The organism is Rhizobium etli 8C-3 (genome assembly GCF_001908375.1).
Taxonomy (GTDB): Bacteria; Pseudomonadota; Alphaproteobacteria; order Rhizobiales; family Rhizobiaceae; genus Rhizobium; species Rhizobium etli_B.
Window position 1 is genome coordinate 3,996,022 of sequence record NZ_CP017241.1, and the last position, 21,620, is coordinate 4,017,641.

Genomic DNA, 21,620 nt, shown 5'->3' on the forward strand with positions numbered 1-21,620 from the left:
CGAGGAATGGAAATGAGCACGGGGCTGGATACCAACAAAAGCAAGACAACTCGAAAGGCTGCCGCAGCGGCCGAGCCGGTGACTTTTGCCGGCACGATCGGCCTTTTCGCACCTGCCAGCCAAGCCCTACGCAAATCCACGGCCGTTCTGTTTGTCAGTCCCTGGGGATTTGAGGAAATGTGCACCCGCAAGTTCTTCCGTGTCCTGGCGGAAGAACTTGCCGAAGCGGGTGTGGCAAGCCTGCGCTTCGATTACGCGGGAACCGGAGACGCGCTGGAGGTAGCCGACCACAGCCGCGGCCTAGCCGTCTGGCTCGAAACGGCAGAACAGGCTGCAGCGCAGCTGAAATCGCTTTCCGGCTGTGACAGCATCATACTTGTGAGCCAAAGTCTCGGCAGCACGATTGCGGTCGATCTGGCACAAAGGCTGGGTGGCGTCGAGGGCATTGCACTGATGGCGCCGGCAATCTCCGGCCGGCTCTACCTGCGTGAACTCTCCGTTTGGTCGAAGATGATCGACGACGGAATGGGCGTTGCCGAAAGCCAGCGCGAAACACAGGGCGTATGGATCGCCGGCCTTCGTATGTCGGACGAAATCGCCGCGGAGGTTCGCAAGATAAACCTCATGGAGCTTTCGAAGCTTGCTGCAGCAAACTGCCTGGTGCTCACACGTCCGAATCGTTCGGCCGACGAAGATTTTGCCGCCCATGTCAAAGACCTGCATCCGGACACGCAGGAAGCTGTCTACCGCGGCTATGACGAACTCGTCTTCAATCCGACGATCGCAACGATACCGGTAGAGACCGGCAATTGCATCGTCGAATGGGTGAAATCGATTTCCACGCCCAAGATGGAAACGCCAACGCCAAGGCAGCGCCCGACTGCGGCACCGCTTAAGACCAGCGAGTTCACCGAGGTGCCGCTGCGGTTTGGAAAGGCTGGAGAACTCTACGGCATTCTTTGCCAGCCCACGGCTGCGCGTCGTGGTGCAACCGCAATCATCCTGACGACGGCTTACGACCGGAACGCGGGCTGGGGCCGTACATCCGTAAAAATGGCACGCGCGCTTGCCCGCGACGGCATTCCCTCGCTGCGCTTCGACAATGCTAATGTCGCAGATAGCCCTCCCACGCCGGGCGCGCCAGAGCAGGTGCTCTATTCCAGGCGACAGAACGAAGAGATCACGGCGGCCTTCGATCTTCTGGAATCATCCAAGCTTCTGCCTGCCGTGCTTGTCGGCCGCTGCAGCGGCGGTTACCTCGCTTTCCAGGGCAGTCTCTGGGATGAACGCTCCAGCGGCTTGATTGCCGCCAATCCCTATGTCTTTCACTGGTCCGGCAAGCTCACGGTCGACGCATCGCTTCGCCACGTGCCGCGTTCGCTCGAAACATACCGCCTTAAGCTGCTGCAGTTCGAGACCCTAAAGCGGTTGTTGCGTGGCGAAATCGATGTCCCGCGGGCAATCAAAAATTTCATCACCTCGCTCATGCGACGAGCGATCCGGCTAAGCCGTCCGATGCTGGATTTCGCGCCGTTCCGCTCCGAGGAGCGTACTGCAATTCTCGATCTCTTCCAGTCCCTGAACGCCCGCAAGGTCGAGGTGTCGCTGATCTATACCGCCCATGATACCGGTCTTGAGCAGTTCAACGATCATTTTGGCAAGAATGGCTCATATCTGAAACGCTACGGCAATGTCAGGCTCAACATCATCCCGGAAGCCGATCACAATCTTACACAGGCGCATGCCCAGTCCTTCTACCTTCAGGAAGTCCGCTCCGTATCGCTGAAGATCGGAACGCGCCAGGCAATACCGCGTGAGGACCGCAGCCAAGCAGTCAAATCGCCAAGATACGCGAACCTCCCAACGTCCTGATTTCACCTGAGGGCGCCTTCCCCTGCGTCGCGCCTGCAAGGGCATGCAATCTGACGCGCTTTTGCGAACCTGGCGCCAGATGGAACCAGTCGTCGGCTGCACGGTAATTTGGGACCTCGACGTGAACGGACTGTGCAAAGCGATCGGCCTGCAACTCAAGGGTCCAGTTGTCGCCATCTTCTACCACCTTCCCATCGATCGTGGCATCGTGAAACGCCTTCGACCGTCCGAGCGGGAAATGGAATGCTTCGGCAAGCATGCCGCCATCGGCTGAGCGCAGCCGCGCAACGGTTACGTTATGGGAGGGCGGACCGAAACGGAAAGCATAGGTCGTGTCGAAAAAGGCACCGAAGAGCTCGGTCGCGGCGAGCTTTTCCTTGGATCGTGGTGCAAGTATCAGTGCTTGGCTGCCGCCGACGGCTCTCTGCTTGCCATCTCGCAGGCAGAGGACTTCAAGCTCAACCGGCAGGCTTTCGCCGGTTTCGTTGATGAGATGCACGTCGAGGCCATTCGTGCCCTCGTCCGTCAGCAGCACTTGAATCGGGCGGAAAGCGCGGCGCATGGCATACCACACCGGTTTTGGCTCCCCGGTGGAATCGACAACGCCCCAACCTGGACCAGGCAGAATATCCTGGAGCGTCCAGACAAGAGCACCGGTGCAGGCTGACCCCTTGCGCCGCCATTCGGCGTAGGTTTCCATCAGAACCTCGCCTGTCACGGCGCGGGACAAATCGAGGTAGCGCTCCGGGTCTTGGCGGCGCAGCGCCGCTGGGTCGACGTTATAAAGTTGCTCCAGATAGAAGTCGCGAACATCCTCGAAATCCCATGAGGCGCCGCGATCGCGTGGAACACGTGCCTTCCACTGCGGACTATGGACGGCCGGAACATCCAGATGCCGCTGCAACGTTTTTTGTTGCGGTGCATGGGCGAAGGCCAGGGTTTCTGCGGCAAACCGGACGTCGGCGCGGCGAGCATCCTCCAGCGGGCGCATATAGGCACCAATGCCGTAATAATGGGTAACGCCGGCATTTGGCGAGAACGGCATGGCCCCACCGTTAGGGGAGTTCGGCACGTAGGGCACGTCGGGGCGCATACGCTCTGCGATCGCCGGGATGACATCCTCCGTCAGCGGTCCGCGCCAGAATTCCTGCGGCAACCCAAGCATCGCCGCCTGTTGATAAATCTCGCTTCCGCCGCAAAGAACCGCCAGCGAAGGAGAAGCCTGAACTCCATGGATGAAGCCCTCGACTTCGGCATGAACGTGGCCCGTGAAGGCCTTGTCGCTTCGCGGATAGTCGAAATTGGCGAACATGAAGTCCTGCCAGACAAGAATGCCGAGTTCATCGCAAAGCCCGAAGAACTCTGGCGTCTCGTAAGCCATCGTGCCGCCGATGCGGATCATGTTCATGCCGGCGCCGGCAGCAAGGCGCAAATAGGGCTCGTAGTCCGCTCGGACACCCGGCAGGCGAACGATATCGGCCGTCGTCCAGACAGCACCGCGGCAAAAGACGGGCTCACCATTCACTCGAAGGCCGAACCCGTTGCCATCGGCGCCACGATCGATTTCGATCCGCCGGAAGCCGGTCTTTCCGAGCGAATATTCTGTGCCGTGCGAAATGAGCGTCAGCTCGTAAAGATGCGGGGTCCCGTGCGTATGCGGCCACCAGGGCGTGACCTCCGGCAGCTTGAGGATCGCCGAATAATGATTTCCGCCGATCTTCTCAAAGCCTTGCTCCACCTCCCCGCAGCGAAGCAGCATCTCGGGATTTTCGGCATCGGCGTGCAGCGAAACACTGAGGCGGCCGACCCCATTTTCCAGCACAGCGCGGATCGAGACATTGTCGATCGACATCATGTTGCGGCGAACAAGCGTAATCGGCCGCCACGGCCCGACAGCGTGAATTTCCGGGCACCAGCCAGGCATGTGCCCAAGCAGCGTCGTACGAAAGTTCCTCAGTCCCTGCGGCGCGATCATCTGAGGACGCCACCGGGCGCGGGCCCCGGGCTCGCTCAGGCGGGGACCGAGGGCACGGAAACAAAGGACCAGATCATCGCCGCCCATAAGCGTGACGGGGATTTCATGCGCCGTGAACATGCTCTCGGAAGAGAGGATTTCCTGCCCATTCAGAAAGACGTGGCAGAGCGTCGCAAGTCCACCGAAACGAAGTATGGCATCGCCTGGCTGGGCGTCGAAGAGCCGGCAGACGTACCAGGCATCCTTAGTATTCAGCGGCTCCGGATTTTCGCGATCGAAGAGACCGGCGCGCTCCAAAGCGTCAGCCACAGTGCCGGGAACAGGTGCGGCAATAAACCTCGAAGACGGTGGGATGTCATGCGGCGTCAACCAAGCTCCCGGTTCCGTCAGGACCAGGTTCCAGCCTTCGCAAAGCAGGGTCTCTTCCGCGCCGACGCTCGCCAACCGCCCCCCCATGCTCACCCCCCGGTATCAAAGCCGATCGGAAATCGAAGTCATCATGGCATCCCATGCATCCGCCGCCGGATCAAGCGCCGCCTTCAATGGCTCGAACTTCCTGCGCGTGACGGCACGTGCAAGTTGAAACTGCACCGACTTCGCCACTTCGGAGATGCGCCGGGCATTCTCTTCAGCCTGCGCGAACCTGCCTTCAGAAAGCCACGCGAGGTGATCTGCGGCCAACTCGAAATTCGCACCGAACTGGCGCAAGGTGTTGAAGGCATATTTGTGGAAGAAGCCGAACGGGCGTTCGGCGACAGCTTCCACCTGCTGTGGAAACTGCTTGGCGAATGCACGGATCGGGTTTTCGGCAGGCCGGCGCGAGAAATGGACCTTGAAAAGACGGTGCGCCACATCGCCGATATAATTCTCGCCTGCAAACGTCTCGGGAAATTTTGCAAATTCCGTATAGGGCAGGAAGGGCGAATTGCTCTCCGACAGATGCATCTGGAAGAGACCGTCGAAGTCCTCGCCCTCAAGCTGGAAATAGCCGGCATTGTGAAAATACTCAACGCGTTTTGCGGCAACATCCAGCCGATTGATGGCGACGGTCGTCTTGCCGTGTTCGCAATGATAGGCCGTACCCTGCGTGTCCGGCATATAGAAGGAGTCCATTTCGACCAGGCAAAGCCGGCCGCGCCTGATCTGCGTTTCGACGTGATGCTCGACGCGGTCGAAGATCGCGAGTTCGGTGACACGGATGCCGTAAAGCGCCTCGAGGTCTTCGAGGGGCACCTTGAAGAAGGTGAATTGATCGCCCTCGAAATCCTGCGTCAGCGTAAAGCCGAGCATCGCTTCAGGCGGCAGCCTGAGGGTGTGCAGCACTTCGATCCACAGGTCGATATAGCAGTTGGTTTCCGGCCACATGCGCTCACTGGAATGCAGTGCATGCTGGCGGTAGCCATCTGGTCGGATGGCCGGGAAAACGCACGACATCGGACCGCTCAGCCCCAAAGGGCCTTGCGCGCATTCGCCGGCCATTCCTTCACGTCCAGACCGTGATGATGGAACAGCGCAAGCGCGATGCGCTCGAGACCGAAGCCGACGCATGCAGTGTGCGCGACGCTGCCGTCCTCGAGGTTGAGGTCCCACTTCTGGCCGAAAGAATCCTGGTGGTAGTTGAAGCTCATGCAGGCTGTCGGATTGGCGGTTGACGTGATCGGGATCAGCAGCTCGAACTTCAGGTTCTGATCACGCTGGTTGTTGACCATCATCTTGCCGGCGCGGCCGAAAAATGGATCGTTGGCGACGTCGATGACGACTTGGAGGCCGACCTGCTTCATCATCTCGACGCCGCGATCCATCCAGCGCTGACGGAAGTCGGTAACGTGGCTTTCGGTTCCCATGCAGACATACTCGCGCATGCGGAAAAGCTGCTGGCGGGCAGGATCTTTCGATGGCTCGTGGCGAAAGCAATAGGACTGCAGGTCGAAGAGGCCGCCCTTTGCAGGCAGATTGCCGCGCTTGGCGATTGTCGGATAAAGCGGATAGCAGGCGGCCGGCGTCAGCACGATATCCGTCGCCTCCTGGCCCTTCGTCCAGTCGTCGCCGACTTCCATGCACTGCAGCAGGTTCATGTGATCGAGTTCACTGCCGCAGAAGCTGTGGACGGTGCCTGCAAGCTGCGGGAAGCTTTTCATGTAGCCGCTCTTTTCGAAGAGCGCGCGGTTCATGCCCGGCGGGAAGCGCATCGCTTCTGCGCCATCCGCACCGCCGAACTTGTCGATCAGCCGCTCGAAGGCGGTGATCACCTCTTCGAACTGCCCGCTGCGGCCATAAAGACCGTCGACGCCGGTATCGATCAGTAGACCGGATTCGAAGAGCCGGTCCAGAAACGAGGTCTGCATATCCATGACTGTCACCCCAGTAGGCTAGTGTCCTGCTTGTGGACGAGAAGCATGCTCGACGTGTTGCCGAGGATGCGGTCATTCGAGATCATGAGCTGGGCGGAATGAGCGTCGCGCAGATGCCGGCCCAGGCTGAAGGGCGTACCGTTCTTGTAGCCCACGATGCCGCAGATCAGCATGGCGTGGTTGACGATCTCCAGGATCGTTTCCGACGAAGCGATCTTCACGTTGTTCATGGCTACCGCAAAGCCCATCGACGAAAGCCTGTCCGGGTCGGCCTTGGCACCCTCGTAAGCCTTGAGGCCCGCCACGACGTTCGATTTCACCATCTGCAGCAGGTTGGAGACTTCGGCGAGCCGCAGCGCGCCGGGTGGCGCAACACCAGGAGATTTACGGGCCGCGGCACGTACGAAAGCCTGCGCGCGGGAGACGGCATCGACGGCAATGCCATACCAGACGCCGCTCCAGAGCAGATGCGACGAAGCGAGCATCGACTGCGCAGCGATTTCGGCGAAAGGCTTCGGCAGGATCTGAACGGCAGGCGCCTGCCCCTTGAAGAGGAAGCCGTCGGAGCAGGTGCCGCGCATGCCCAGCGTGTTCCAGATATGGGTACGCTCAAGGGTATACTGGTCCTTGAGAAACGCGGTGAGCACTTGATCGGAGGGTGTCGCGTCCGGATGGCTGCGAGACGTTACGAGGATCGCATCGGCATGCGAGCCGTAGGAGATCACGGTCGCATCCTTTTCGAGACGGCAGCTGTCGCCGCTGACCTCGATGGCGCAGATGCTGTTGCGCAGATTGCCGCCGATCCCGCCTTCGGTCGTCGCCGATGCGATCAGCAGCTGCTCGGCGGCGACGCGCCGCATGAAGCCTGCATGCCATTCACTTTCGGTGCCGTGCTCGACAAGGCTTGAGAGCTTGATGTGGTGCATGGCAAAGATCATTGCACTTGCCGCGCAAGCCTGGCCAAGAAGGGAGCAGAGTTCGGCGACTTCGGTCGTCGAAGCCCCCTCGCCGCCAAGGTGGCGCGGGACTTGAATGCCGAGCAGTCGCTCGGCCTTCATCGCATCGACAGCCTCGCTTGGAAAGCGGCCTTCGGCGTCGACAGCGTCGGCATATTTCGCGGCGATCTCGCCAACGCGCGCCGTTCTGACGATAAGACTCTGTTCCGTGATCTTGACCGGAAAATTCATCACGCGACCTTCCGGTTGTCCTTGATGATGTCGACGGTCTTTTCGATCGCGGAGATGCTGGCAAAGGACTTGCGATTGAGGAGATTGTCGGGGAATTCGATATCGAATGCTTCTTCGATACCAAGCATGAGCTGCACGGAAGCAAAGGATGTCAGACCGGCCGCATAAAGATCGGCATCGTCGGCCACCTGATCGATCGAAACAGGAAGCTTGCCGAATTTGGCGAGCAATTCGCGGATTGTCTTGTTCATCCTTAGCTCCAAGATTAGTCATGATCCCGAGTTGGCGATTATCGCCTTCATCATGAGCGTTCTTTTAGGCCGGAAAACAAAACATTCCGCTAATGTGTCTGGTTAAATATGAGGAAGGCCCACACTTAAAATTTTAGAGGGTATCCTGCCTCGATGGTCTTTATCTTTTTCTTGACAGACACTTAGGCGTTACTCCTGCCGCGGGCGTCAAGATTGATGTTAAGGCTGGAAGTGCAGGAATGATACGCTGCGCATCCTTGCGTCACCCCGATGGCGGATAGGAGTGCTCTGCGCCCTGGTAATCCAAGACGGAAAAACAACCATCTGCCGTCTTGCGGACAGAATTTTCGCCAATCGCTGCCTTTCCGTGGCCGCCGGGGATATCAAGGATATAGGCCGGCTGACAAAGCCCCGAGATGCGGCCGCGCAGCGAAGAAACGATCTTCTGGCCTTCTTCGATCGTCAGCCGGAAATGGCTGGTGCCGGGGGCCAGATCGGGATGGTGCAAGTAGTAAGGCTTGACGCGCGTCTCGACGAATATCTTCATCAGGTCCGCCAGAACGCCGGCAGCGTCGTTGACGCCCTTTAAGAGTACGGACTGACTGATCATGACGACGCCCGCATCGATGAGGCGGGCACAGGCTGCACGGGCTTCGAGCGTCATTTCGCGCGGGTGGTTGGCATGAAGCGCGATATAGGTCGTCTTGCCGCTCGCTTTCAATGCTGCGATCAACCTGGCATCGATCCTCTGCGGATCGACAGCAGGCACACGTGTATGGAACCGGACGATCTTCACATGTTCGATGGCCGCAAGCTGCAGCATGATCTCTTCAAGCCGCCGCGGGGAAAGGATGAGCGGATCGCCACCCGTAAGGATCACCTCCCAGATCTCCGCATGGCTGCGGATATAGTCGAAAGCAGCCATCATCGCCGCCGCATCGAGCGTACCGAGACCTTGAGGTCCGACCATCTCCCGCCTGAAGCAAAAGCGGCAATAAACCGGACAGACATGCACGGCCTTCAGCAGCACACGATCGGGATATCGATGCACAATGCCTTCAACCGGGCTGTGCGCATGATCACCGATCGGGTCGGCGCGCTCTTCAGGTGTTACGACAAGCTCGGCCGCATCCGGCACGAACTGACGCGCGATCGGATCGTCGACGTCGGCTCGATCGATCAGCTTGGCGACGGTCGGCGTCAGGGCGATCGCGTATCGTGCAGCGACCTCTTCGAGCGAAGGCCGGTCGCGATCGACCAATAACCCGGCTTTCGACAGGTCATCGACGCTTTTGATCGGCCGGAGGATATTCATCAGCGATACTCCGCAACCGGCGCCCAGAGCACTTGGTCGATGCGCGATGCTCCTGTCGCCAGCATGACCAGCCGGTCGAAGCCGAGCGCGATGCCGCTTGCCTCGGGCATGATCGAAAGCGCATCGAGAAAATCTTCGTCTAACGGGTAGCGTTCGCCATAAACGCGCGCCTTCTCTGCCATCTCGAGCTCAAAGCGGCGGCGTTGTTCTGCCGCGTTGGTGAGTTCGCCGAAGCCGTTCGCCAGTTCAACACCGCAGGCATAGAGCTCGAAACGTTCCGCAACCCGCGGATCGCGCGCCGAGGGACGGGCGAGTGCCGCCTCCGAAACCGGGTACTCATCCAGAATGGTCACGCGGCCGAAACCGAGGTGCGGTTCTATTTTCTCAACCAGGACGCGGCTGAAGAGATCGGCCCAGCCGTCGTCGGCTGAAACGCGCATGCCATTCCGGCGCAGTTCGCAAGCCAGATATTCTCGATCCGTGGAGCCATCGGCGGCGACCGACGCCAACAGGGCGATGCCCGCATAGCGCTCGAATGCATCTGCGACGCTGATGCGTTCAGGTCCGGCGAATGGGTCGGTTTCGGCGCCCCGATAGATCAACTTCGGCGCCTTCACGGTTTCGGCGGCAAGCGCCAGGACCTGCAGGCAATCCGTCATCAGCGTTTCATAGCTTTCGCCGGCGCGATACCATTCCAGCATCGTGAATTCGGGATGGTGGAATGGGCCGCGTTCGCGGTTGCGATAGACATGTGCAAAGCAGGCGATGCGCTGCTCACCGGCTGCGAGCAGCTTCTTGCAGGCAAATTCCGGCGAGGTGTGCAGGTAAAGAGATGCCGCCGCCTGCCCGTCCGTCGTCAGCGCCTCGGTTGCAAAAGCGTGCAGATGCGCCTCGTTGCCGGGCGAAACCTGCAGCGTCGCCGGATCCACCTCGATGAAATCCTTGCGCGCGAAGTGGCTGCGCAGCGCCGCCTGGATCGCGTTCCGTCCAATCAGGAACGGGCGGCGGTCCGCGTGAACGCTGGGGGTCCACCAAGGAGACGCTTTGGCGCCGGTAAGGTTCATTGTCAGCTTTCTTCACCTGGGGGGCCAACGCGAGGGCTGGCGTTTTGCCGGATTTTAGGTTAGTTGCGCCCCAACGAAAAACGATTTGCGTCATCGGGGCCATCCAGACAGTCCCTCTACGACGCCAAAAGCCGAGTTACAAGGAAGTCTTATGGTCAAGGTCATCGCCTCTTCGGTCCGCAAGGGCAACGTTCTCGACGTGGACGGCAAACTCTACGTCGTTCTCACTGCGCAGAACTTTCACCCCGGCAAGGGTACGCCGGTCACCCAGGTCGACATGCGCCGCATCGTCGACGGCGTGAAGGTTTCCGAGCGCTGGCGCACGACCGAGCAGGTCGAGCGCGCCTTCGTTGAGGATGTGAACTTCCAATATCTTTATGAAGACGGCGAAGGTTTCCACTTCATGAATCCGGCTACCTACGATCAGGTCGTCGTCGACAACGAGATAATGGGAGACCAGAAGGCCTACCTCCAGGAAGGCATGACCTGCATTCTGTCGATCCATGAAGGCATTCCGCTGGCAATCGAGCTGCCGCGCCACGTCACGCTCGAGATCACCGAGACGGAACCCGTCGTCAAGGGCCAGACGGCGTCTTCCTCCTACAAGCCAGCGATGCTTTCGAACGGCGTGCGCACCATGGTGCCGCCGCATATCAACGCGGGCACGCGCGTCGTCATCGCAACGGAAGACAATTCATACGTCGAACGCGCCAAGGATTGATCCTTCGGACATCTTTCATCGAGAAAGGCCGGTCTGACGCCGGCCTTTCTGTTTGAACTATAGATGCGGGTTGCGCGGCCGGTACTTTTTCACGAGGCGCTGATTGACATCCGCAGCTCCCGGCATGTTGGCGCTGAGATAGACCGGCGCGTCGCCGGACTTCGACAGCGTCGAGGCAACTTCGGCAAAGATTGCGTTGAGCACTGTTGCTCCGACAGCCGTCGACACGGGGCCCACCTTGAGACCGTTTCCAGCCAGATCGAGCACGGCATCGCCTGGCGGCAATCCGTTATCCAGCACGACATCGGCGATATCTGCCAGCCGCCGGCGGCCATTGGCAATCGCGCTCGAATAGGCAACCGAGGTGATAGCGATCACCTTGGCGCCGATCTCGCGGCCATAATCTGCAGCCTCGATTGGTGCGGCATTCACACCCGAATTCGAAGCAATGATGATGACGTCGCCTGGCTGCATGCCGTAGCGCTCGAGCACCGGCCGAACGAGGCCTTGCGTGCGTTCATAGACCGAGCTGATGACCGCCCCCTCATGCAGCATCGCCGAGCCGATAAGAACCGGCACGGTGAAGGCAAGACCGCCGGCGCGATAATGCACCTCCTCGGCCAGCATATGCGAATGGCCCGTGCCGAAGACGTAAACGCGCTGGTCGTGAAGCGCAGCCTCGAGAACGACTTCTGCGGCCTTTGCCATGGGTTCGGCAAGGCTTGCCTTCAAAGCCTCAAGACGACCGATCAGGTCTGAGAAATAGGCATCCGTAACGGCCGTCATGGCATTTCCTCTGTTTCAGGCCGCTTGGCCGTCGATCCAGGTGGCGGCGACTTCGATCGTATCCGTCAGATGCACGAGGTCGGCGCGTGCTCCCGGCGAAAGATGGCCGTATCCATCGAGCCGGAGAAACCGGGCCGGATAGAGTGTTGCCATGCGCAGCGCCTCGGCAAGCGTCAGATCTAGATAGGTGACACCATAGCGGATGCTCGACGCCATATCGACATCCGATCCGGCAAGCGTGCCGTCCGAAAGCACCAGCTTCGAGCAGAAGCCCCCCTTTTCACGCCGTACGGTGCGGCCGTTCAGCATGAAGCTATCCTTGCTGGAGCCAACCAGCGACATGGCATCGGTCACGAAGAACAGCTTGCCCTCCCCGCGCTTGGCGCGAAGTGCAGTCCGCAGCGCTTTTGGATCGACGTGGTGGCCATCGGCGATTATCCCGCACCACGTCGACGGATGGTCGATCGCCGCGCCAACCAGACCGGGCGCGCGGTGCCCCATCTGGCTCATGGCATTGAAAAGATGGGTGACGCCGCGTGCACCAGCATCGAAACGCTCTTCTGCAGCTTCGCTCGAACAATCCGAATGACCGATGCTGACGATAATGCCAGCCCCGCTCAGTTCGCGGACTTGAGCCACCGTCACCTGTTCGACCGCCATCGTCACGAGCAGCGTACCGATTGCCTCGCGGGCTTGGATGAAAGCTCTGACATCCTTGTCATCGACCGGGCGCATCAGTTCGGCCAGATGCGCGCCCTTGCGGGCTGGCGCCAGATGCGGACCCTCCAGATGAAGACCGGCCACGCCGCGATTGGTTTTAACCGCATCCTTCGCTGCCTCGATCGCGGCCGCCGTCGCATCTGCCGTATCGGTGATCAGCGTCGGAAGCAGCGCCGTCGTGCCGTAGCGCCGGTGACCGTCAGCAATGATATACATCGAGGCTGCGGACGGCTCATCGTTGAGCATGCGCCCGCCGCCGCCATTCACCTGCGCATCGACGAAACCTGCCGAAAGCACACCGCCGTCGAGCGAGATCGTCTCGCCTTCGGGCAAGCCGTTGCACGGGACGATGGCCTCGACCCGGCCATTTGTAACGATCAGCGCCTTTTCGTCGTGGAACCTCTCGCCGTCGAAGATCCGGGCACCTGTGAAGATCTTACGAGGCATCATATCGTCTCCGTGACTTTGAGCAGGTTCGCCGGCTTGTCTGGATCGAAACCTTTGCGGCGCGTAACGGACTCGATCAGGCGATAATAGACGAGAAGCGACACGAGCGGATCGATGAGGCCGTTGCCTGTCGTCGGCACGCGCAGATTGACGCCGGAAAGCGGCTGGGCCGAAAATGGTACCGTCGTTGCGCCGAGCTTCTGTAGTCGCTCGAGTGCCTGGACGTTGTTGGCATAGGCCGCGTCGTCTGGCAGGAAGGCGACGATCGGGAAACCCGGCTGCACGAGGCGCATGGGGCCATGCATCAGTTCAGCCAGCGAGAAGGCTTCCGCGTGAAGGCCGGAGGTTTCCTTGGCTTTCAGCGCGGCCTCGAGCGCGATCGCAAAAGCTGGCCCGCGGCCTGCCGTATAAAGCGAGGTTGCATTGAAGAGCACGTCTTCTGCGGCAGTCGTATCGATACCAGCAGTCGCCGACAGAGCCTCCGGCAACCTCTCCAGTGAGGCTTGCAGATCCGCCGTACCGCCAATCGCAGCCGTCACACCGGCGAGCGCGGCAGCCGAGGCGATGAAGGACTTGGTCGCGGCGACACTCTTTTCCGCACCCGCATTGAGTCCCACAACGATATCTGCCTGCTTTGCAAGCGGGCTGTCGGTGACGTTCACAACGGCGATCGTCGTCGCGCCGCCGCGTTTGGCAGCATCCTGAAGGGCGACGATATCCGGGCTGGCGCCGGATTGCGAAACCGTGAAGTGGACGCCCCCCTTCAACTGCAGCGCCGTGCCATAGACCGAAGCGATCGACGGGCCGACGGAAGCCACGGGAATACCGGCAGTGATTTCGAACAGATATTTGAAGAAGGTTGCAGCATGGTCCGAAGAGCCGCGCGCTGCCGTCGTCACCACGCTCGGGCGAACCGGAAAAAACAGCTTGGCGATTTCGGCGAAAACCGGCTTCTCCTTTTGAAGGAGCGTCGCGACGACGTCCGGCGACTGGCCCGCCTCCTTAAGCATAAGCGACTGGTTCTCACTCATTGATCATCTCCAATTTTCAGTTCGGCCACGAAATCATAGGCATCGCCTCGGTAGTGCGAACGGGTGTATTCAACGACGCGCTGGTCTTCCAGGCGCGAAATCCGTTCGATCAGGAGCGCCGGCGCGCCGGTCTTTACGTTCAGCATCGAGGCTGATGAAGGATCGAGCGTCACGGCGGTCAGCCGCTGCAGCGCACGCACCGGCTTGTGGCCGTTTGCGGCCAGCGCATCGTAAAGCGATCCCTCACCACCGGCATTGCCGCCGAGGAACTTGACCGGCACAACCGCCCGCTCGATCGCCAGCGGCAAACCATCCGCCAGGCGCAGACGATCCAGCCGCAGAACGGCCTCATCCTGCCCAAGTCCGAGAAGGAAGGATTCTTCCGGCGAGGGCGAATTGATCGTGCGGGACAATATCCTTGCCGCCGGCAAACGGCCACGTGAGCGCATGTCGGCAGAGAAAGACGAAAGACGCCAGAGCGGTTGCTCCATGCGCTCCACCTTACTGGAAACGAAGGTACCGCTGCCGTGACGCGATTCCAATGCGCCGGAGCTCATCAGATGACGATAGGCGGTTCGCACCGTCACGCGGCCGAGTTTCAGGGCTTCGGCAAGATCGCGCTCTCCGGGAAGGGCTGCACCCGGTTTGAGAAGACCTTCCTGAATGAGACCTGTCAACGCCAGTGCCAGCCGCTTGTAAAGCGGTCCCGTCATCGTTTCGTCGCGTAGACTGCGGGCATCGAGCTCCGCTATCAGACTGGTTCTATCCATGGATCAACCATAGAACCTATTTAGAACCACTTATCAAGTCGAATCTCGAACCTCGAAAAAGATGAACCCTCGTGACGGCGCGATGGTTTATCAGGATCGAATGGCCGCGAAGATCAGCTTTTCGTGAAGATGTAGTCCGTTTCCTGCCGCAACACCTCGCCTGGGCGCAGCACCGCGTTCGGAAAGCCCTCGTGATTGACCGCATCCGGCCAGACCTGCGTTTCGAGGCAGAAACCGGCGAACGGCCCGTATTTCCGACCGCCGATGCCTGCTACCGCTACGTCGAGCTTGAATCCCGCATAGAATTGCACGCCCGGTTCGGTGGTTCTAACCTCAAGCGAGACACCGGAATTGACGCTGCGCGCCAGTGCGACGGAGCGCTTGGCCGTGCGTTCCGTCGAAAGGCAGAAATTGTGATCGTAAAGCACCTGCTCGCCGCGTTCATCGAATCGCTTCATCGGGGCCATTTCGCGGAAGTCGAAAACCGTACCTTCGACGTTTCGGACCTCGCCGGTCGGGATTTGCTTCTCGTCAGTCGGTAGATAATGATCGGCAGCGATCATGATGTCGTGGCCGAGCGCATCTTCGCGGCCGTCGAGATTGAAATAGGCGTGCTGGCAGACATTGGCGAGCGTCGGCCGGTCGGTGGTCGTCTCGTAGACCACAGAAAACTCGCCATTGCCATGCACACGGTAGGTTGCCTGGACCGTGCAGTTGCCTGGATAGCCTGCGCGACCGTCCGGATCGACGATCTTCAAGACGACATAATCAACATCGTGTTCGACAATCGTCCAGTTGCGCTTGGCGATATTGTCGCTGCCGCCATGCAGATGCGAAACGCCCTTTTCATTGAGCTCGAGCTGATGGGCCCTGCCGTCGAGGGTAAACTTGCCGCCGCCGATGCGGTTGGCACAGCGGCCGGGCGTTGCACCAAAATAGGAGGAATGTGACGGATAGCTGGCAAAGTCGTCGAAGCCGAGCATGAGAGGCGCATCATGGCCGTCGAGCCGGAGATCCTGGATGACTGCCCCCCAAGACATGATCCTGGCTGTAAGGCCGCCGCCCCTGATTTCGACACGATGGACGGTTTCGCCATCCTTCGTCGTTCCGAAAACTTCCCGTTCAAGCTTTTCCGACATAGTTCGCAATCCCAAATCTGTATTGGTTTCAGGTCCGCGAACCTGCCTCCATTTGCCGAGGACCGCAACCATCAACACTAAAAGAAAACACCGCCGCAACAAGGTCAGCGGCGGGTGCAGTTCACTTTCTTGTACCGATCTCGTCGAGATTATAGGGCGTCGTCTGGTAGATTTCATTGATCCAATTGCCGAAGAGCAGATGCGCATGGCTGCGCCAGCGGTTCTGCGGCGCAAGCGACGGATCGTTATGCGGGAAATAGTTATGCGGCATCTTGATCGGCACGCCGGCATTCACGTCACGGAAATATTCGTCGGAAAGCGATGTTGAATCGTATTCAACATGATTGAACATGTAGAGCCGCTTGCCTTTTTCCTCATGCACGAGGCACACGCCCATCTCATCGGATTCCATGAGGACTTCGAGGGTTTCGGATCTGTCGATATCGGCGCGCCGGACCTCGGTCCAGCGCGATACGGGCACTTCGAAATTGTCGGAAAAGCCATTGAGGTAGACGGATGAAGGCTTGAGGTTCTTGTGCCGATAGACACCGAAGGCCTTTTCCTTCAGCTCGTATTTCGGAACCTTATGGAAATGGTAGATTGCCGCCATTGCGCCCCAGCAGACATTCATGCTCGAGTGAACGTTCGTCTCGGTCCAATCGAAGATCTTCTTCATCTCCGTCCAGTAGGTCACGTCCTCGTAAGGCAGGGTTTCGATCGGCGCGCCAGTGATGATGAAGCCGTCGAACTTGCGATGCCTTACCTCCTCCCAGGTCTGGTAGAAGGCGAGCAGGTGGTCTTCGGATGTGTTCTTGGCCCGATGGTTTCCAATGCGGACCAGCGAGAGCTCCACCTGAAGCGGCGAAGCGCCCACAAGGCGCGCCATCTGCAACTCCGTCTTGACCTTGTTCGGCATGAGATTGAGAAGCCCGATCTGCAAAGGGCGGATATCCTGACGGATCGCCGCCGTTTCGGTCATCACCCGCACGCCCTCATGAACGAGGGTCTCGAAAGCGGGCAGAGTATCGGGGATCTTGATGGGCATTGCGGTCACTCAGTCACAACAAAAGGTACCGGCAAATAAAAAACCGGCGGCGAGAGAATCGCTACCGGTCCGCACGCGGCCCTTTAGCGACTTATTTAACGTGGCTGCAAGCCGGCCGGCCAAATCACCACGGAAAACATTAAATAGCGCCGGAGCCCACGCGAATCAATCGCAATTCTGAAGGGCCGCGTTGAACCAAGGTAACTCACGCGTTAATGACTGGTAAAATCTGTTGATGGACAGGGCGGGTCACCATGTTAAGCAAGGATCATCATTGTCCGCATGGAAGGGCATAATGGCAGACGACGTCGAAGGCAGGCCGAGCATTCAAGGGCAGGATAGAGTAGGTTTCGAACTCAGCCTCGGATACCGCCTGAAACTGATGTTCGCGGCATTCTGGGATTCCAAAGTCCGCGGAAGGATTCTGCTTCTCGCCTCGATTCTGCTCGCCGTAATTCTGGCGACGGCCTATGGCCAGGTCATCTTGAACCGCTGGAACGCGCCGTTCTACGATTCCCTGCAGCGCCGCGACGTTGGCGAATTCTTCCATCAGCTCCAGGTCTTCGCGCTGATTGCCGGTTCGCTATTGCTCATGAACGTCGGCCAGGCGTGGCTCAACCAGATGACCGCGCTTTATATGCGCGAAGGGCTGACCCGTGACCTCGTGGATCATTGGCTGAAGCGCAAGCGTGCGCTGCGTCTCGCCTCAACCGGCCTGATCGGCGTAAACCCGGATCAGCGGCTGCATGAAGACGCCCGCAATCTTGCAGAAAGCACGACCGGCCTGACGCTCGGCCTCATCCAGTCGACGATCCTGCTCGTCAGTTTCATCGGCGTTCTCTGGGAGCTTTCGAGCGGTTTCGTCTTCCATTTTCGCACCTACGCCTTTGCCATTCCGGGCTATATGGTCTGGGCCGCGATCTTCTATGCGGCATCCGCCTCGATCCTCAGCCAGATCGTCGGCCGAAAGCTGGTGATATTGAATGCCGACCGCTTCTCCAAGGAAGCGGAGCTTCGCTTTTCGCTCATGCATGCCAACGAGAACATGCCGGCGATTACCGTGGCCCGCGGCGAGGAAAACGAACGTCGGCGGATCAATGAGGATATCACTTCGGTACTTGCCATCCTGAAGCGCCTGACCATGGCCAACACCAACCTCACCTGGGTTTCTGCCGGCTACGGCTGGCTGGTCATCGTCGTCCCGATCATCGTCGCGGCTCCCGCCTATTTTTCGGGGAGCCTGACCTTCGGCGAGTTGATGATGTCCGTCGGCGCCTTCAACCAGGTCAATACCGCCCTGCGCTGGTATGTTGCTAATTTCGCCGCGATCGCCGAGTGGCGCGCGACGCTGATGCGCGTGACGGATTTCCGCCATGCCTTGCACGGCATGGACGAGCCCATCAATCCGAAGAATGCGATCGCCTACGAGGATAACGCGGATACGCTAACCCTGAAGAATCTCATGATCGCCGCCAAGCTCGGCGAAGAGATCGATCTGTGCGGCGGCTTTGCCGTCCGCGAGACGGATGTCACGATCAGGGCCGGCGAGAAGGTCATGATCAACGGCGATCACAATGTGAACCGCAAGCTGCTGTTCCAGGCGCTTGCCGGCCTCTGGCCCTGCGGCAGCGGCAAGATAGGGTTGCCGCCCACCGACGGGATGCTTTTCGTTCCAGAGGTGGCCTATGTGCCCGGTGGCACGTTGCGCGAAGCGCTGTCCTTTCCCGAACCGGTGGACACCTACAAGAGCGAGGACGTCGAAGCAGCGCTCAAGAAAGCCGGCCTTGGCCACCTCATTGCGCGTCTCGATAGACGGGCCCGCTGGGACAAGATACTTGACTCCGATGAGCAGAAGGCGATCGGCTTTGCCCGCCTGCTGCTGGCGCGGCCGCGCTGGATCATCTTCGACGAAGTGCTGGAGGGCCTTGAGCCGGAATGGCAATCAACCCTGATGGCACTGCTGACGACGCTGTCCGATTCCACCATGATTTATATCGGACGGTCTGAGGCCTACCTCGAAACCTTCAATCCACGTACATTGCATTTGCATCCACTGGCGGCCAAGATCGACCAGCCGGCCCTTCCGGCAGCGGGAACTGGCACGGCACACGCACCTGCGCCGGTCGTTTGAGCATTCGCAGTGCCACGCGTCGAAGCAAGGACAGACAGGGCCTGCGCGACGTCTGAAACGATGAGCGAGACAGAATCGCATCAACCCTCGAGCCGCTAGCCCTCCAGCTCCTCGCGCAGCATTTCAAGCTCCAGCCATTCTTCTTCCATCTTCGTCAGGCTGTCGCGCAACTTTTCCATTTCCGCCGCAAGCCGGTTGAAGGTGGCAGTATCTTTGCTGAAGAGATCGGGGTCGGCCATCTTTGCTTCGCGCCTGGCGATTTCAGCTTCTGCCTTGGCCATTTCCTTGGGCAGGGTCTCGAGCGCGAATTTCTGCTTGTAGGAGAGCTTGCCTTTGCCCCTGGAGACATCTGCCACGCCCGCAGCAGTCCCGGTTTTCGGCTTCTCCGTGGCCTTGTCGGCTTGCTTGCGCTCCTCCATTGCGCCCTTGCGCTGGGCAAGCATGTCGGAATAGCCCCCGGCATATTCGATCCAGCGTCCATCAGGCGCGTCGGGGACGGCGGGTGCGATGGTCGAGGTCACCGTGCGGTCGAGGAAGTCGCGGTCGTGGCTCACGAGGATGACCGTGCCCGGGAAGCCGGCGACGATTTCCTGCAGCAGGTCCAGCGTCTCGAGATCGAGGTCGTTGGTCGGTTCATCGAGGATCAGAAGATTGGTCGGGCGCGCGAGGATACGCGCCAGCATCAGCCGCGCGCGCTCACCGCCTGACAGGTTCTTGATCGGCGTGCGCGCCTGCTCCGGCTGGAACAGGAACTCCTTCATATAGCCGGTGACGTGCCGTTGCTCCCCGTTCACAAGCAGGTTCTCGCCGCGCCCGTCGGTCAGGTAGTGCGCGAGCGTATCCTCCAGATCGAGATCTTCGCGCTTTTGGTCGAGCGTTGCGATCTCGAGATTGGTCCCGAGCTTCACCGTGCCGCTGTCTGGCGCGAGCTGTCCCGTCAGCATCTTCAGAAGCGTCGTCTTGCCCGCGCCGTTTGGTCCGACCAGACCGATGCAATCGCCGCGATTGACGCGGATCGAGAAGGGCGCAACGATTTGGCGGTCACCGAAGGTCTTGGTGATCTTTCTCGCTTCGATCACCAGCTTGCCGGATTCCTGCGCCTCGGACACGGAAGCCTGCACGGTCCCCTGCGGCCCCTTGTGGCCACGATACTGCGAACGCATGGTCTGCAACTCGCCGAGGCGGCGCATATTGCGCTTGCGACGCGCGGTTACGCCGTAGCGCAGCCAGTGCTCCTCGCGTTCGATCGCCTTGCCGAGCTTGTGCTGCTCCAGTTCTTCCGCCTCGAGCACCTGGTCACGCCAGGTTTCGAAATGGGCAAAGCCGCGGTCGAGCCGCCGCGACATGCCCCGGTCGAGCCAGACGGTCGCCGTCGAGACCCTTTCGAGGAAACGGCGGTCGTGGGAAATCAGGACCAGCGCGCTGCGGCTCTTTTGGAGTTCGCCCTCCAGCCATTCGATGGTCGGAAGGTCGAGATGGTTCGTCGGCTCATCAAGCAGGAGAATATCCGGCTCAGGCGCCAGCACGCGGGCAAGCGCGGCACGTCGCGCTTCGCCGCCGGAAAGCTTCTTCGGATCCTCATCGCCCGTGAGACCGAGATGCGAAAGGAGGTAGGTCACGCGATAAGGGTCATCACCCGGTCCCAAACCGGCTTCGGCATAAGCCTGCACCGTATTGAAACCGGCAAAATCCGGAGCCTGCTCCAAGTAACGCACCGTCGAGGATGGATGGCGGAACACCTCGCCTGATTGTGCTTCAACGATCCCTGCGGCAATCTTCAGAAGGGTCGATTTGCCCGAGCCGTTACGGCCGACCAGACAGATCTTGTCGCCCGGCTCGACCTGCAGATTCGCGCCGGCCAAGAGAGGCGTTCCGCCGAAGCGTAGGAAGATATCGTAGAGTTTCAGGATGGGAGGGGCCAAAAATCAGACTCCGGAAAAATCATCAGGGCGGGCAAGGACGATCGCCCGGCCGCTGCCGAGCGTGAAACGGACCTTGCCTTGTGCAATGTTGGAAATGGTACGCGAGGAGCCGAAGGGCAAATGAAAATCGATGAGCGGATAGCGGGCGTTCTCGATGAAAAGACCATGCAGCTCGCTGAAGCCGGATACCGAAAACAGGCTGTTCCTCGGCAAATCGAGCTCGATCGTACCGGCGATAAGCGGCACGGCCTCCTCCGTTCCGGAGGTCAACAGAATGTCGAAGCCCTGTTCGGCAAGGCTGACGGCGTAAAGCAGGTGCTGCAACGCGTGGTCCGAGCGCTCTCCGCCGAGCGCACCGGCAAGGACAAGTCGCCGTGCGCCACGGGCAATCGCCTCCGACACGGCGATTTCACCATCCGTTGCGGCCTTGGCGGCCGGGTAGGGCTGTTTCGGGACGTGCGGAAATGCCCCCTCCAGATCCGGCGGTGTCGAGTCGAAATCCCCGACCCAAAGCTCAGGCACGACGCCCAGCGCTGCTGCATGCCGCATCCCGCCGTCGGCGGCGATGAAGCGGCTGCCTGAAACGGCAGAACGCAGGCGCTCGGTCAGGCTGAGTTCGCCGCCGAGCAGGATCGTGAAAGTGGATTGGCTCATCGCATTGCCCATAGCGCAAAGCAGGGGCCAAGGGAAAGGGTCTACCGTCAGCGTGCTTGCCCTTGTCATAAGGCCGTCATGGCGATACATCTGCCGACGCTCTAACGGGGTGCCTGGACGTCCGCAAGGATACCGGCTGAGAGGCATTAAGCCAACCCGCGGAACCTGATCCGGATAACACCGGCGGAGGGATTAGACGCGTGACATTCGCCAACGCCCTTTTCCCGTTCAAAAGTAAC

Annotated in this window: 18 protein-coding genes and 2 riboswitches; of the genes, 3 read left to right on the forward strand and 15 right to left on the reverse strand. The window is 59.9% G+C overall.

What is annotated here, in order from left to right; genetic code table 11:
• The first annotated feature begins 12 nt into the window (after window positions 1-12).
• Window positions 13-1,872, forward strand: coding sequence for a serine aminopeptidase domain-containing protein (locus AM571_RS19730; RefSeq protein ID WP_081377152.1), 1,860 nt, complete (start codon window positions 13-15; stop codon window positions 1,870-1,872).
• On the opposite strand, the gene AM571_RS19735 is transcribed toward AM571_RS19730, so the two are convergent.
• From AM571_RS19735 to epmA, 7 genes are all read right to left on the reverse strand, one after another.
• The gene (locus AM571_RS19735) at window positions 1,835-4,303 is read right to left on the reverse strand and encodes a beta-mannosidase (RefSeq protein ID WP_074062857.1); all 2,469 of its coding nucleotides are present in this window, start codon (window positions 4,301-4,303) and stop codon (window positions 1,835-1,837) included. The genes AM571_RS19730 and AM571_RS19735 overlap by 38 nt on opposite strands.
• Before the next feature lie 15 nt (window positions 4,304-4,318).
• On the reverse strand, window positions 4,319-5,281 hold the full coding sequence (locus tag AM571_RS19740) for a DUF1839 family protein (protein WP_074063374.1): 963 nt from the start codon (window positions 5,279-5,281) through the stop codon (window positions 4,319-4,321).
• 8 nt (window positions 5,282-5,289) lie between these two features.
• Window positions 5,290-6,198 (reverse strand): amino acid--[acyl-carrier-protein] ligase, encoded by a 909-nt coding sequence (locus AM571_RS19745; protein WP_074062858.1) that lies wholly within the window; start codon window positions 6,196-6,198, stop codon window positions 5,290-5,292.
• A 5-nt stretch (window positions 6,199-6,203) separates the two neighbouring features.
• Window positions 6,204-7,385, reverse strand: a complete 1,182-nt coding sequence (locus AM571_RS19750) for an acyl-CoA dehydrogenase family protein (RefSeq protein ID WP_074062859.1) — start codon at window positions 7,383-7,385, stop codon at window positions 6,204-6,206.
• A complete protein-coding gene (locus tag AM571_RS19755; RefSeq protein ID WP_074062860.1) occupies window positions 7,385-7,636 on the reverse strand; it encodes an acyl carrier protein in 252 nt (83 codons plus the stop codon). The genes AM571_RS19750 and AM571_RS19755 overlap by 1 nt, the downstream gene beginning before the upstream one ends.
• A 262-nt stretch (window positions 7,637-7,898) precedes the next feature.
• Window positions 7,899-8,951, reverse strand: a complete 1,053-nt coding sequence (locus AM571_RS19760; protein WP_074062861.1) for a lysine-2,3-aminomutase-like protein — start codon at window positions 8,949-8,951, stop codon at window positions 7,899-7,901.
• Window positions 8,951-10,015: an EF-P lysine aminoacylase EpmA gene (epmA, locus tag AM571_RS19765; RefSeq protein WP_074062862.1), complete on the reverse strand. Its 1,065-nt coding sequence runs from the start codon at window positions 10,013-10,015 to the stop codon at window positions 8,951-8,953. Before epmA ends, AM571_RS19760 begins: the two co-directional genes overlap by 1 nt.
• A gap of 151 nt (window positions 10,016-10,166) precedes the next feature.
• Between epmA and efp the strand changes: the two genes are divergently transcribed.
• Entirely contained in the window at window positions 10,167-10,736 is a 570-nt protein-coding gene (gene efp / locus AM571_RS19770) for an elongation factor P (RefSeq protein ID WP_074062863.1), read from the forward strand.
• A gap of 57 nt (window positions 10,737-10,793) precedes the next feature.
• On the opposite strand, the gene AM571_RS19775 is transcribed toward efp, so the two are convergent.
• The 6 genes from AM571_RS19775 to metA form a co-directional block, all read right to left on the reverse strand.
• Window positions 10,794-11,522, reverse strand: a complete 729-nt coding sequence (locus tag AM571_RS19775) for an SIS domain-containing protein (protein ID WP_074062864.1) — start codon at window positions 11,520-11,522, stop codon at window positions 10,794-10,796.
• A 15-nt stretch (window positions 11,523-11,537) separates the two neighbouring features.
• Window positions 11,538-12,689, reverse strand: coding sequence for an N-acetylglucosamine-6-phosphate deacetylase (gene nagA / locus AM571_RS19780; RefSeq protein WP_074063375.1), 1,152 nt, complete (start codon window positions 12,687-12,689; stop codon window positions 11,538-11,540).
• A complete protein-coding gene (locus tag AM571_RS19785) occupies window positions 12,689-13,720 on the reverse strand; it encodes an SIS domain-containing protein (RefSeq protein ID WP_074062865.1) in 1,032 nt (343 codons plus the stop codon). The genes nagA and AM571_RS19785 overlap by 1 nt, the downstream gene beginning before the upstream one ends.
• A complete protein-coding gene (locus AM571_RS19790; protein WP_074062866.1) occupies window positions 13,717-14,490 on the reverse strand; it encodes a GntR family transcriptional regulator in 774 nt (257 codons plus the stop codon). Before AM571_RS19790 ends, AM571_RS19785 begins: the two co-directional genes overlap by 4 nt.
• A gap of 113 nt (window positions 14,491-14,603) precedes the next feature.
• Window positions 14,604-15,629 carry an aldose epimerase family protein gene (locus AM571_RS19795; RefSeq protein ID WP_074062867.1) on the reverse strand — a complete coding sequence of 342 codons (1,026 nt, stop codon included), beginning with the start codon at window positions 15,627-15,629 and terminating at the stop codon, window positions 14,604-14,606.
• Window positions 15,630-15,750: 121 nt separating this feature from the next.
• Window positions 15,751-16,674, reverse strand: coding sequence for a homoserine O-acetyltransferase MetA (metA, locus tag AM571_RS19800; RefSeq protein WP_074062868.1), 924 nt, complete (start codon window positions 16,672-16,674; stop codon window positions 15,751-15,753).
• Window positions 16,675-16,737: 63 nt separating this feature from the next.
• Window positions 16,738-16,815: riboswitch (SAM riboswitch) on the reverse strand.
• A gap of 154 nt (window positions 16,816-16,969) precedes the next feature.
• On the opposite strand from metA, the gene AM571_RS19805 reads away from it, so the two are divergent.
• The gene (locus AM571_RS19805) at window positions 16,970-18,805 is read left to right on the forward strand and encodes an ABC transporter ATP-binding protein/permease (RefSeq protein ID WP_074062869.1); all 1,836 of its coding nucleotides are present in this window, start codon (window positions 16,970-16,972) and stop codon (window positions 18,803-18,805) included.
• A gap of 95 nt (window positions 18,806-18,900) precedes the next feature.
• On the opposite strand, the gene AM571_RS19810 is transcribed toward AM571_RS19805, so the two are convergent.
• Window positions 18,901-20,727, reverse strand: coding sequence for an ABC-F family ATP-binding cassette domain-containing protein (locus tag AM571_RS19810; protein ID WP_074062870.1), 1,827 nt, complete (start codon window positions 20,725-20,727; stop codon window positions 18,901-18,903).
• A gap of 3 nt (window positions 20,728-20,730) precedes the next feature.
• On the reverse strand, window positions 20,731-21,381 hold the full coding sequence (locus tag AM571_RS19815; RefSeq protein ID WP_074062871.1) for a thiamine diphosphokinase: 651 nt from the start codon (window positions 21,379-21,381) through the stop codon (window positions 20,731-20,733).
• Between the two features lie 95 nt (window positions 21,382-21,476).
• Window positions 21,477-21,590: riboswitch (TPP riboswitch) on the forward strand.
• Window positions 21,591-21,620: the final 30 nt, after the last annotated feature.

Bases quoted from the DNA above. Each gene is read 5' to 3' on its own strand.
- AM571_RS19730 (WP_081377152.1), top strand. From the start codon at position 13: ATGAGCACGGGGCTGGATACCAACAAAAGCAAGACAACTCGAAAGGCT.
- efp (WP_074062863.1), top strand. From the start codon at position 10,167: ATGGTCAAGGTCATCGCCTCTTCGGTCCGCAAGGGCAACGTTCTCGAC.
- AM571_RS19735 (WP_074062857.1), bottom strand. From the start codon at position 4,303: ATGGGGGGGCGGTTGGCGAGCGTCGGCGCGGAAGAGACCCTGCTTTGC.
- AM571_RS19795 (WP_074062867.1), bottom strand. From the start codon at position 15,629: ATGTCGGAAAAGCTTGAACGGGAAGTTTTCGGAACGACGAAGGATGGC.
- AM571_RS19750 (WP_074062859.1), bottom strand. From the start codon at position 7,385: ATGAATTTTCCGGTCAAGATCACGGAACAGAGTCTTATCGTCAGAACG.
- AM571_RS19775 (WP_074062864.1), bottom strand. From the start codon at position 11,522: ATGACGGCCGTTACGGATGCCTATTTCTCAGACCTGATCGGTCGTCTT.
- epmA (WP_074062862.1), bottom strand. From the start codon at position 10,015: ATGAACCTTACCGGCGCCAAAGCGTCTCCTTGGTGGACCCCCAGCGTT.
- AM571_RS19755 (WP_074062860.1), bottom strand. From the start codon at position 7,636: ATGAACAAGACAATCCGCGAATTGCTCGCCAAATTCGGCAAGCTTCCT.
- AM571_RS19790 (WP_074062866.1), bottom strand. From the start codon at position 14,490: ATGGATAGAACCAGTCTGATAGCGGAGCTCGATGCCCGCAGTCTACGC.
- AM571_RS19745 (WP_074062858.1), bottom strand. From the start codon at position 6,198: ATGGATATGCAGACCTCGTTTCTGGACCGGCTCTTCGAATCCGGTCTA.
- AM571_RS19740 (WP_074063374.1), bottom strand. From the start codon at position 5,281: ATGTCGTGCGTTTTCCCGGCCATCCGACCAGATGGCTACCGCCAGCAT.
- AM571_RS19785 (WP_074062865.1), bottom strand. From the start codon at position 13,720: ATGAGTGAGAACCAGTCGCTTATGCTTAAGGAGGCGGGCCAGTCGCCG.
- nagA (WP_074063375.1), bottom strand. From the start codon at position 12,689: ATGCCTCGTAAGATCTTCACAGGTGCCCGGATCTTCGACGGCGAGAGG.
- AM571_RS19805 (WP_074062869.1), top strand. From the start codon at position 16,970: ATGGCAGACGACGTCGAAGGCAGGCCGAGCATTCAAGGGCAGGATAGA.
- metA (WP_074062868.1), bottom strand. From the start codon at position 16,674: ATGCCCATCAAGATCCCCGATACTCTGCCCGCTTTCGAGACCCTCGTT.
- AM571_RS19815 (WP_074062871.1), bottom strand. From the start codon at position 21,381: ATGAGCCAATCCACTTTCACGATCCTGCTCGGCGGCGAACTCAGCCTG.
- AM571_RS19760 (WP_074062861.1), bottom strand. From the start codon at position 8,951: ATGAATATCCTCCGGCCGATCAAAAGCGTCGATGACCTGTCGAAAGCC.